9 protein-coding genes and 1 tRNA gene are annotated in these 9,547 nt (G+C 67.6%); 6 read left to right on the plus strand and 4 right to left on the minus strand.

Going from position 1 to position 9,547, the window contains the following annotated elements:
* Positions 1-69 precede the first annotated feature (69 nt).
* A complete protein-coding gene (locus K3F48_RS06510) occupies positions 70-414 on the minus strand; it encodes a hypothetical protein (RefSeq protein WP_222574610.1) in 345 nt (114 codons plus the stop codon).
* 293 nt (positions 415-707) lie between these two features.
* Between K3F48_RS06510 and K3F48_RS06515 the strand changes: the two genes are divergently transcribed.
* The 4 genes from K3F48_RS06515 (at position 708) to K3F48_RS06530 (ending at position 5,024) form a co-directional block, all read left to right on the plus strand.
* Positions 708-1,397 (plus strand): response regulator transcription factor, encoded by a 690-nt coding sequence (locus K3F48_RS06515; protein WP_222574611.1) that lies wholly within the window; start codon positions 708-710, stop codon positions 1,395-1,397.
* Positions 1,394-2,785 carry a HAMP domain-containing sensor histidine kinase gene (locus tag K3F48_RS06520; protein ID WP_222574612.1) on the plus strand — a complete coding sequence of 464 codons (1,392 nt, stop codon included), beginning with the start codon at positions 1,394-1,396 and terminating at the stop codon, positions 2,783-2,785. Before K3F48_RS06515 ends, K3F48_RS06520 begins: the two co-directional genes overlap by 4 nt.
* Positions 2,786-2,863: 78 nt before the next feature.
* Positions 2,864-3,298 carry an Rrf2 family transcriptional regulator gene (locus tag K3F48_RS06525; protein WP_222574613.1) on the plus strand — a complete coding sequence of 145 codons (435 nt, stop codon included), beginning with the start codon at positions 2,864-2,866 and terminating at the stop codon, positions 3,296-3,298.
* A gap of 874 nt (positions 3,299-4,172) precedes the next feature.
* Positions 4,173-5,024 (plus strand): response regulator transcription factor, encoded by an 852-nt coding sequence (locus K3F48_RS06530; RefSeq protein ID WP_222574614.1) that lies wholly within the window; start codon positions 4,173-4,175, stop codon positions 5,022-5,024.
* Here the strand turns inward: K3F48_RS06530 and K3F48_RS06535 are convergent, their stop codons facing one another.
* The gene (locus tag K3F48_RS06535; protein WP_222574615.1) at positions 5,025-5,822 is read right to left on the minus strand and encodes a YdcF family protein; all 798 of its coding nucleotides are present in this window, start codon (positions 5,820-5,822) and stop codon (positions 5,025-5,027) included.
* 89 nt (positions 5,823-5,911) lie between these two features.
* Positions 5,912-6,745 (minus strand): alpha/beta fold hydrolase, encoded by an 834-nt coding sequence (locus tag K3F48_RS06540; RefSeq protein ID WP_222574623.1) that lies wholly within the window; start codon positions 6,743-6,745, stop codon positions 5,912-5,914.
* A 109-nt stretch (positions 6,746-6,854) separates the two neighbouring features.
* Between K3F48_RS06540 and K3F48_RS06545 the strand changes: the two genes are divergently transcribed.
* The gene (locus K3F48_RS06545; RefSeq protein ID WP_222574624.1) at positions 6,855-8,066 is read left to right on the plus strand and encodes a glycosyltransferase family 4 protein; all 1,212 of its coding nucleotides are present in this window, start codon (positions 6,855-6,857) and stop codon (positions 8,064-8,066) included.
* 103 nt (positions 8,067-8,169) lie between these two features.
* Positions 8,170-8,254: transfer RNA gene (locus tag K3F48_RS06550), tRNA-Tyr, on the plus strand.
* Positions 8,255-8,257: 3 nt separating this feature from the next.
* Here the strand turns inward: K3F48_RS06550 and K3F48_RS06555 are convergent.
* The gene (locus tag K3F48_RS06555; protein WP_222574616.1) at positions 8,258-9,328 is read right to left on the minus strand and encodes a hypothetical protein; all 1,071 of its coding nucleotides are present in this window, start codon (positions 9,326-9,328) and stop codon (positions 8,258-8,260) included.
* Positions 9,329-9,547 lie beyond the last annotated feature (219 nt).

The following is a 9,547-nucleotide window of genomic DNA, read 5'->3' on the forward strand; positions in this document are numbered from 1 at the left end:
GGGACGCGCGTGATCGAAAGGCGAATGAGCGGCCCGGCCGGCGAACGGCTCCAGGCGTTCGATTGTCGATCAGGAGAAGCGGGGCGGCGCCTGCGAGGACCAGGAACTCGCCCAGCCGGGGGGACGCCGGTCGAGGCCGCCGGCGCCGCTCGCGGCCGGCGGCGCGCCGGGCGCATCGGAAGCGGGCGGGAGGCGCCACGTCGCCGCGTCCATCGCATCGCGCGCCGCGCCGAGCGGACAGGCGCCGTCGCAGAGAATGCAGCAGTAGGCGCAATGGGCGAGCGGCGCAGGGCCGCGATCCTCGCCATGGGCCGCGCAGTCGAGGGCGATTGGGGGACCGGCGACGAGCCCGACGGCCTGCGCCGGCGCGCCGCCCGGTCCGCCGAGGCCGGACACGAGGAGCAGCAGGGCCACAGCGACACGGCGCAGGATCCGGGTCGAAAGCCTCGCTTTCGAGTCCCATCGCAGGCGCGCAAGACCCCGCACGTCGTCGCTCCCAAATTCGCTGCTCGGCGAGCAAATTAGCCGAGCGACGCGGCGGCGCCTCACGCCAACCTCACGCGCCTGCGTATCTGTGCGGAGTGTGGCGCAAAGGACACATTTCGGCCGCTTTGCGTTCCGGCTCCGCTCGACTAAAGAATCAAATGCTCGGACGTAATCGTGAGATCGACCGAGCGATAGCGCGAGCGGAGCAGGGAGCGGCGCCCATGCGAATCTTGCTGGTGGAGGACCACCCCGGCCTGGCCAAGGAGATTTCCTGGCGCGTCCGGCAGGCCGGGCTGCCGATCGATCATGTGACGACGCTCGGGAGGGCGTCTTCGGCGATCGCGCAGCACGATTATTCGATCGCTCTGGTGGATCGCCGGCTCCCGGATGGCGACGGCCTGTCCCTCATTCGAGAGATCCGCGCGCGGCGAGCCGCGACTCATATTCTCATGCTGAGCGCGCTCGACGCCGTCGACGATCGGATCGAGGGTCTCGATGCGGGGGCCGACGACTATCTCACCAAGCCCTTCAGCCTCGACGAAATGCTGGCGCGCGTGCGGGCGCATCTGCGGCGTGCAGGCGACGACCGGGCGCGCTCGCTGCGCATGGGAGTCTTGTCCTTCGACGTCGAGAAGCGGAGCGTGTCGGTCGCCGGCCGGCCGATCTCGCTGCTGCGCCGCGAGCTGATGCTGCTCGAGGCGCTGCTGCAGAACGCCAATTGCGTCGTCTCGCGCGACGCGCTGCTGTCGCATGTCTATGGACTCGACGCGACGATCCAGGAGCATGCGCTGACGGCTCTGGTCTCGCGCTTGCGCGCGCGGCTCGCGAAGCTCGACGCGGGCGTCGAGATTCATCTGGCGCGCGGGCTCGGCTATCTGATCGCGGATGTCACGCCGAAGGGCGCGGCGTGACGCGCGACCGTCCCCTGGCCGGGCGCATCATCGGCCATCTCGTCGTCGCGCAGCTCGCCGCCTTCGTGATCGCGGGCGCCGTCGAGATCGCGTTCGAGCTCGGCAATGTCGCGTTCTTTCGGATGACCCTCGACGAAATGGCGAGCTACCGCGTCGGAACGCTGGTCGTGCATTCGCTCGTCATCGACCGGGAGGGCGAGGTTCGCATCGAGCCGGACGCGGCGTTGCGCGCGGAGATGCGGCGGACGCCGGCCCTCAAATTCGCGGTTTTCGATCAGAAGCGCCGGCCGGCGCCCGGCTCGTCGCCGGAACTGGTCTCGGCGCTGGTGGACACGCGCGTCATCCAGATGACCCAGGCGCATCTGCATTTCAATCTGCCGGACGATGTCGAATCTACTCCGCTCGGCTATTTGGAGCGCCGATGGACGCGGTTCGGATGGCGTCATGTCGCGATCTACCGGCAGGGCTTTCTCTGGGTGGATTTTTTTTGGAAGCTCTTCGAGGACATGCAGTGGGGCGTCATCGGCATCGTCTTCGTGACGATCGCCTCGGTGGGAACCGCCTGGTACGCGGTGCGAAAGGGGCTCGCGCCGCTGCGCGCCGCCGCGCGCGAGGTCGGCGGCATCGATCTCGACTCCGTCGGCCGGGGCGTCCACATCGAGCAGGTTCCCGCCGAGATCCGCCCCTTCGTCGACGCCATCGACGCGGCGCTGGTCCGTGTCGCGGCGAGCGCCGCGCGCATGCGCCGCTTCACCGCCAACGCCGCGCATGAGCTGCGCACGCCGCTCGCCGTCATGCGCGCCCGCATCGAGAACGCCGCCGCTTCGCCGCTTCGCAGCGATCTCCTCGACGATTCGAGCCATCTGCAGACGCTGGTCGAGCAGATGCTCGTCACCATTCGCCTCTCCGAGAATCGGGCGCTGCGCGACGAGAGCATCGATCTCGCAAAGGCCGTTCGCGGCGTCGTCGCCGGCTTCGTTCTTCTCGCCGTGCAGCGGGGGCGCTCGCTGGCCTTCGAGGAGGGGGAAGCGGATATCGTCGTTCGCGGCAATCGGCGGGCGATCGAATGCGTCGTCTCCAACCTGGTCGACAACGCCCTTCGCGCGGAGCCCGTGGGCGGAACCGTTCTCGTGCGGGTCGGCGCGGACGCGAGCGTGACGGTGGCCGATCATGGCGAGGGCGTCGCCTCGGCCGATCGCGAGCGCATCTTCGAGCCGTTCTGGCGCAAGAGCGAGGAGACGAGCGGCTCCGGCCTCGGCCTCGCCATCGCGCGGGAGCTGATGGAATCGATCGGTGGACGCATAGAAGTCGAGGACACGCCCGGCGGCGGGGCGACATTCGCCTTGTCCTTTCTCGCCGAGAGCGCCGGCGCCCCAGAACCTCGGTAGGAAATATCGGCGAAACGAGTTAGATTGAGAGAAGGATCTGCACGGCTCCGGGGCCGCGGAGGAGAATCGTTTTCCGTCATGCTGTCGAACAAAGCCAAATATGGTTTGAAGGCGCTCATCCATCTGGCGCGAGCCGAGGGCCAGTGCTTGGCCGGGGACATAGCGCGAGACAACAACATCCCGCGCAAATTCCTCGACGCCATTCTGGTGGAGCTGAGGAACGCCGGCGTTCTCAACAGCAAGAAGGGGAAAAACGGCGGCTATCTGCTGGCCCGGCCAGCGGAGAAGATCACGGTCGGGCAGATCATCCGCATCCTCGACGGTCCGCTCGCCCCCATCGCCTGCGCCAGCAAGACCGCCTATCAGCGCTGCGCCGATTGTCCCGACGAGGACGCCTGCGCGATCCGCGACATCATGCTCGACGTTCGCGAATCGATCGCTCTCATTCTCGATCGCGCCAGCATCGCCTCATTGCGCGACCGCGCCGGCCGGGAAAACAGGCTCTTGCGGTAGGCGGAGGCGGCCGTTGCGCGGCCGCTCGCTTCTTGACAAGCCTGGGCGCCTACAATAATGCCCACGTCGCGCCGCGACCGTGGATCGCGGCGCCGATCGGCTCGTCCGACATTGGGCTTCGAACCGGCGCGTCGACGCGCAGGGCGAGGCCGAGGTCGAACGCCGGAGCGCCTCAGCCGTTCGGGTCGTCCGCGCGAGGGGGCGACGACATCCACCGAACGATTCGCGGGTGACGGCAAGACTCGGTATGTCATCAGTGATATCGTAGCGCGGCTGGCGGCCCGACCAATCTCGGGCGAGACAGGAGGAGGAAGCGTTATGGGAGCTATTCTCGAGTTGACGAGCTATGCGGCGACCCCGGTCGGCATGGTTGCGATCATCGCCATTGGCGCCGCGGCTTATTTCGCCGCTCGTTGGGTCCTCAGCGACTGATCGGCGGCATCGAGTTTTATGCATCTGCGCGGCGTATCGGCGACGGCCGATGCGCCGCGTCGGCTTTCGGGCGGCGCGTCTCCCGCCCCTTCAGTCGGCCAGGGCGGTCGGGTGAAGGCGAATAGACCTGTCACCCTCGTCCCGAGGAGTCCCGCGAAGCGGGCGTCTCGAAGGACGGCCACGGCGAGACGCCCGTGATTTCGGCCCATGGCCGTCCTTCGAGACGCGGCCTGCGGCGGCTCCTCGGGACGAGGGTCGGGGATTTCTCCTTCCACTCGATTCCCTTGCACCCGATTCCCCTGCTCGGTCGGCAGCCGAGGCTTTCCAACCTGAATCACAACATATATATTCGAAGTCTCGCCCTCGGGCTCGGCGGCGGGCCGCTCGCGCTCGTCCGAGAGTGTTCCCGTCTGCTGGCGCAGCGCTTTCTTTGGAGTGGTCCATGGCCTCGACGTCTTCGACAAAGCTCGGAGATGAAAGAACGCGAGTCGCCGGTCATGGCGGCTCCGCCGCCCAATCGAGCGTCGACGGTCCGAGACCCGCCCCGCGACAAAAGGCGGCGGACGGCCCGTCCGAAGGGGCGGATCGTGGCGAGGCGAGCGGCGCCTTTCCGATCGACGTCGCCATCGCCGACAAGAGCCCGCTCATTCTCGCCGGCCTCGAGGCGCTGCTCGCCGCCGACCGCCGCTTCAACCTCGTGCTGAAGATGACGGACGGCGAGGAGTTCCTGGACGCCGCCAAGCTCCAGCAGTTTCAGATCGCCATCATCGGCTGGCAATTGCCGACGCTGCATGCGCGCGAGGTGCTGCGCGCCCTCTCGCGCCAGCCGTCCGCGCCCAAGATCGTCGTATACAGCGGCACCAATGATCCCGCCGCCCCGGCCGAGACGCTGCAGCTGGGCGGCGCCGGCTTCGTCAGCAAGCGCGCCCCGCCGGAGCGTCTGCTCGACGTGCTGGCCTCGGTCGCCGCCGGCGATATGGTGTTTCCTTTCGTCGACATCCGCAAGATGCGCGCCGATCCGCTGGAGAATTTGACGCTGCGCGAGCGCAGCTTGCTCTCCGCGCTCGGCTCCGGCCACACCAATAATCAGCTCGCCAAGGATTTCGGCGTCTCGATCAACACGATCAAATTCCATCTGCGGAACTTGTTCGAGAAGCTCGAGGTGCGCAATCGCGCCCAGGCCATCGCTCTCTTCCTCGAGATGAAGCACGGCTCCTGGTCGGCGGCCTCGCCGTCCGGACGCGCCGTCGACGCGCCGGGTCCCAGCCGCGCCAAGAAGCCGCCGCGCGACTGATCAGGGCGCGGGGAAAAGAGCGTCGGTCTTGCCGGTCCAATGATAGACGGCGAGGCCGATCCATTCGTGCATGGCCACGTCGAACAATTCGAGCGCCCCGGCGATGTGCCGATCGGGCCGCGAGTTCCAGCCCGAGTTCCCCGTCGTCCGAAAATCCACGGGAAAGGCAGTCGCCGGAAAGCCGACGCGGCGGAATATGCCCATGGAGCGCGGCATATGCGACGCCGAGGTGACGAGCAGCCAGCGCTCGGACGGCGCGGGCTTCACCAATTCGCGCGTGAACAGCGCGTTTTCCCATGTGTTGCGCGAGCGGTTCTCATAGATCACGCGGGCCGGATCGAGCCCGATCTCGCGAAAGAACATTTCCGCGGCCTCCGCCTCCGTATGGCTCGCGCCCGTCAGCGACGCCGAGCCGCCGGTGAAGACGAGCCGCGCCTGCGGATAGCGGCGCGCGAGCGCGGCGAAAGCGACGAGGCGCTCGCCCGCCTCGTTCAAGGCGGCGCGTCCGCGCGCATGGGTGACGGTCTCGTCTATCGCCCCGCCGAGCACAATGATCCCATCGGGCGCCGGGCCATCCTCGGGCGGCTGCGGGAAACGATTTTCCAGCGTGGTCATCAGCAGGTCGCTGAGCGGCGAGAGCGCCATGATCAGCAAGGCGAGGAGGCCGAGCGTCGTCAGCCTCCGCCCCATCTTCGCATAGCGCGTGAACAGCAGAGCGACTCCGATCGACATCAGGAAGACGACGGCGTTCGAGGGAGAGATGAAAAAGGCGGCGATCTTCGAGAGAATGAAAAACATCGGGCGCTCGACGAGAGAATGAGTGGCGCGGGCGATAGCGCGCCAGCGGCGCTCTCGTCAATCGGGAAGGCGGGCCGTTTCGACCGGCGTCAGCCGAGCGCTTCCAGCGTGGCGACGAGATGGTCGAGGTCCTGCGGCCGTGACAGTCGGTGATCGCCGTCGACGATCAGCGACAGCGTCACCGGATCGGCGGACAGGCGATCGACGAGGCGCAGCGCATGCGCATAAGGGACATCCTCGTCCTGCATCCCTTGCAGAATATGCACCGGGGCATGGGTGCGGATGAGGCCGCGCATCAGCAGATGGGCGCGCCCCTCCTCGATCAGCGCGCGGGTGATCGGCGTCGGCTCCGGCGCATAGCGCGATGGCCGCGGCCAGACGCCCCGCTCGAGAATGGCCTGCCGCGCCTGCGCATCGGCGGATTTCCACAGCAGCTCCTCCGTAAAATCCACGGCGGGGGCGATCAGCACGAGGGCGTGCGGGCGCCGCCCGCTCGCGACGAGTCTTTGCGTCAGCAGCAGGGCGATCCACCCGCCCATCGAGGTTCCGACCAGAATTTGCGGCCCCACGGTCGCGGCGTCGAAGACAGCGAGGCTGTCCTCGAGCCAAGAGCCGATCGTCCCGTCCTCGAAACGGCCGCTCGATTCGCCATGGCCCGAATAATCGAAGCGCAGCAGGCCGCGCCCTTCGCGCTGCGCCCATTCGTCGAGAAACGAGGCCTTCGAGCCGCACATGTCGGAGGCGAAGCCGCCGAGAAAGACGACCCCCGGCCGCAGCGCCCCCGCGCCCTGCGCGGAGCGCCGCCGAAAGGCGATGCGCCGCGGCGCGCCGCCAGCGGCGGGGACGACGTCCACGAAGCGCGATTCGTCCTCTTCGCCCTCCACGGCCCGCTCCTTTCCGCCCTGCGCCTCGAACCTGTCCATTCCGGAAGATTCGCCGCGCGCCTTGCTCATGGCCCAATTTTCGGTCGAAGACGGAGTGAAGCCCGCCTTTTCCGCGCCGATCTTCTCGTTTATCCAGCTCGGACGCCGCATGCTACAGGATATCGACGCCTTCCCCTCGAGCAGCCGCGCCCTCGCCGGCCGAACCGTGCTGCAGATCGTCCCCGATCTGCAATCGGGCGGAGCCGAGCGCGCCGCGATCGACATTGCGCAGGCGCTGCACGAGGCCGGCGCGCGCGCGCTCGTCGCCACGACAGGGGGGCGCATGGTGAGCGAGCTGCAGGCCAAGGGCGGCGTCTGGCTGCCCTTTCCCGCCGCGACCAAAAATCCGCTCGCAATGGCGCTGAATTCCGCACGCCTCGCCCGCATCCTGCGCGAGGAGGGCGTCGACATCGTCCACGCCCGCTCGCGCGCCTGCGCCTGGATCGCCTATTACGCCGCACGGCGCATGGGGGCGCGCTTCGTCACGACCTATCACAGCGTCTACGGCGGGACCTCGGCGATCAAGCAGCGCTATAATTCGATCATGGCGGCGGGCGACGCGGTGATCGCCAATTCGCAGTTCACCGCGAGTCATATCGCCGAGCTCTATCCGGCCGCCGCGGAGCGCGTGGTCGTGATCGCCCGCGGCATCGATCTGCGCGCCTTCTCTCCGGCAGCGGTCGAGCCTCAGCGGGTCGAGCGGGCGCGGGCCGCCTGGGGGGTGGCTCCGCATCAGCGGGTGGCGCTGCTGCCGGCGCGGCTCGCCGCGCGCAAGGGGCATCTCGTGCTGATCGAGGCGGCCAGGCGCCTCGTCGCGGAAGGCCTCGCCGATGTGCGCTTCGTCTGCGTCGGCGATGCGCCCAACGCCGGCTTCCGCCAAAGCCTCGCGGCTCAGATCGCCCGCGCCGAGCTCGCCGATGTGGTGCTGACGCCGGGCTATTGGAGCGACATGCCGGCCGCCTATCTCGCCGCCGCCGTCGCCGTGGCTCCGTCCACGACGCCCGAGGCGTTCGGCCGCGTCGCCGTCGAGGCGCAGGCGCTGGGCGCCCCGGTGATCGTGTCCGATATCGGCGCCGCACTCGAGACCGTGCTCGCTCCGCCTCAGGCGCCGGCGCGGGAGGCGACCGGCTGGCGCGTGCCGGCCGGCGACGCCGCCGCCCTGGCGCAGGCGATCCGGGCGGCGCTCGAGCTGCGGCCCTCCGAGCGCGACGCATTGACGGCGCGGGCGCGGCGCCATGTGCAGGCGCATTTCTCCATCGAGCGCATGTGCGCCGCGACGCTCGACGTCTATGCGCGGCTGCTCGCGGGGGGCGCGCGCTGACCGCGCCCGCCATGGCCGAGGCTTTTTTCGGGTTGACAGCGGGAAGGCAATTTCCCCATATGCGCCCTGCTCGTCAGGCCTTTCCTCGAAAGGGCCGCGCGCTGGGGGAATGTCCCGAGCGGCAAAGGGGGCGGACTGTAAATCCGCTGGCTATGCCTTCGTAGGTTCGAGTCCTACTTCCCCCACCATTCTCAGCCACGAAACTGGATCAGCCGGCCCTCGCTCCGGCCGTGACGGACGAAATGCAGCAGCGGGCCTCCCCGAAACTGCAGAACGTCGGTATTCTTGCGCACATAGAACGTCTCGTCGAAGCCGAGACGCTTCAGCCGCGCAATCTCCAGCCGTTCGAACAGCTTCGCTACGGGATAGAAGCCGCTGGCCAAGGCGAAGGCCGTCAGCGGACCGGGGCGCGTGAGCCGCTCCACGAGAAGACGATGCTGCCCGGCGACGGCCTCGAGCCGTATGGCGGCGTGAATATGCTCCCGCAGACGATGATTGGAGATTTGCGCGACGCCGGCCAGCGCGCGGAATTTTCGGCGGTGCGTCAAATGCGTGGTCAGGACGATGAGATATTGGCTGGAGCGCCGCCGTTCTCGTCGCAGCTCCCGCACGCTCGGGCGCTCGCCGCGCAGGAGGCGCAGCGTCGTCTCCTTCAGACGGCCGATCTCATGCAGATAGAGCGTTGCTCCATGTCCGCAGTAGGGGAGGATCAGCTCCTCGAAATTCTGCGGCGGCATGATCGCTTTGAGCGCTTGCGCGTGCAGGCGATCGGGATCGCGATCGTCATAGACGATGACGAACTTGCAGGAGCGGGCCAAGGAGTCGGCGGCGATGACATAGCGCCAGCCGATCGCGGGATCGGCTCGGAACCGCGCGTCGAACGACGGGGCCACGCTGTATTGCGGCGAATAGGCGACGACGATGTCGAGCTTCAGCAGCTTCGAGAAGGCGATCGCTGCGTAGGCGCCCATGGAGTTGCCCATGGAGACCCGCGACTCGTATCCCTTTTCGACGCAGAGCGCGTCGATTCTCGCGAATATGTCGAAGGGGGTCTCCTGAAACCAGTCGTCGGCGCTCGATTTGAAGGCGATCACATCATAGCCCTCGAGCAGAAGGAAATCGCCGCCGAAGCTGTTGCCGCCGAGGATGCGATTGCCGCGCCCGCTGAACACGAAAGCGAGCTTTCGGCGCTCGTTCTCGTCGTTCCAGAAATAGTCGATGCGCAAGCTCGTCGACGCGTAGATATTGCTGCAGCCCAACATCGTCGGTCGCTCGTTCGAGCCAGTGACTTGCGTCAATGAAATGAAGGGCGCTCGACGCTCCCTCCCCAGCCCTCCCCCGCTTCGCGGGCTACCGCATGCACACATCTTGGAATGCGCAGCGCCGTCATGGCCGGGCTTGTCCCACGGCTGTCCGGCACAAAAATTGGTTGTACAAGCGCATGACATTGATTCTAATCCGGTCCTGAGTTTGGCGACTCG

The organism is Methylosinus sp. Sm6, assembly GCF_019802345.1.
GTDB lineage: Bacteria > Pseudomonadota > Alphaproteobacteria > Rhizobiales > Beijerinckiaceae > Methylosinus.

What these genes read in the sequence shown, in the direction of transcription:
- K3F48_RS06515 (WP_222574611.1), top strand. Translation starts at nt 708, where the DNA reads ATGCGAATCTTGCTGGTGGAGGACCACCCCGGCCTGGCCAAGGAGATT.
- K3F48_RS06525 (WP_222574613.1), top strand. Translation starts at nt 2,864, where the DNA reads ATGCTGTCGAACAAAGCCAAATATGGTTTGAAGGCGCTCATCCATCTG.
- K3F48_RS06555 (WP_222574616.1), bottom strand. Translation starts at nt 9,328, where the DNA reads ATGTTGGGCTGCAGCAATATCTACGCGTCGACGAGCTTGCGCATCGAC.
- K3F48_RS06535 (WP_222574615.1), bottom strand. Translation starts at nt 5,822, where the DNA reads ATGTTTTTCATTCTCTCGAAGATCGCCGCCTTTTTCATCTCTCCCTCG.
- K3F48_RS06545 (WP_222574624.1), top strand. Translation starts at nt 6,855, where the DNA reads ATGCTACAGGATATCGACGCCTTCCCCTCGAGCAGCCGCGCCCTCGCC.
- K3F48_RS06540 (WP_222574623.1), bottom strand. Translation starts at nt 6,745, where the DNA reads ATGGACAGGTTCGAGGCGCAGGGCGGAAAGGAGCGGGCCGTGGAGGGC.
- K3F48_RS06530 (WP_222574614.1), top strand. Translation starts at nt 4,173, where the DNA reads ATGGCCTCGACGTCTTCGACAAAGCTCGGAGATGAAAGAACGCGAGTC.